The 503-nt window shown below is 45.7% G+C and carries 1 protein-coding gene and 1 pseudogene; both read right to left on the reverse strand.

The genetic code is table 11. The features are described 5' to 3' along the window. Window positions 1-316, reverse strand: a 316-nt coding sequence (locus QTO00_RS20770) for a YdcF family protein (RefSeq protein ID WP_331426400.1), incomplete at its 3' end; no start/stop codon positions are given. A 17-nt stretch (window positions 317-333) separates the two neighbouring features. Further along, window positions 334-503, reverse strand: a pseudogene (locus QTO00_RS20775) (SDR family NAD(P)-dependent oxidoreductase); the annotation flags it as partial.

A 503-nucleotide genomic window follows, 5' to 3' on the forward strand; every position in this document is an offset into this window, starting at 1 on the left:
ATAAGACGTTCTCACCAGTATTGGTCGCTTTATCTTCAACAATAATGCTTTCAGTAGGAACGCCCATGTCTCGCGCAACTGCAGCAAAAGTATCGGCTTCAGTCGAAGAAAAAATACCATCGGTAAGGCGCCCATATCCTCCAGAAAATATCAGCTTGCTCGCTAAGCCTTGTAAAAAAAGTTCTGACGCATACTCGGCAACTCGCACATCATTACTACCGAGCACAAAAATACAGTCAGATTTCTCCAGCGACTGGTTCATTTGCATGTATGACCAAAGTTTTTCTATATGTTGGTACAACTTAATCTGGCTCATAATCTTCTCATTAGCTGCTATACGAGCTCTAGTGTGTGTTGATAGTGGAAGCGATAGCCGAGGTCGACCAACCTATCGGCGAGAATGCGTTTGTCTGCTTGGTGGCTTATTGGCGGTAACGGCTCGTTGGAACTAACGCTATCTAGCGCGGCCTGATAGAAACGCGCTTTGCTGACGGTATTTGGCG

This window comes from Vibrio sp. M260118, assembly GCF_036533755.1.
In the GTDB taxonomy this organism is placed as follows: Bacteria; Pseudomonadota; Gammaproteobacteria; order Enterobacterales; family Vibrionaceae; genus Vibrio.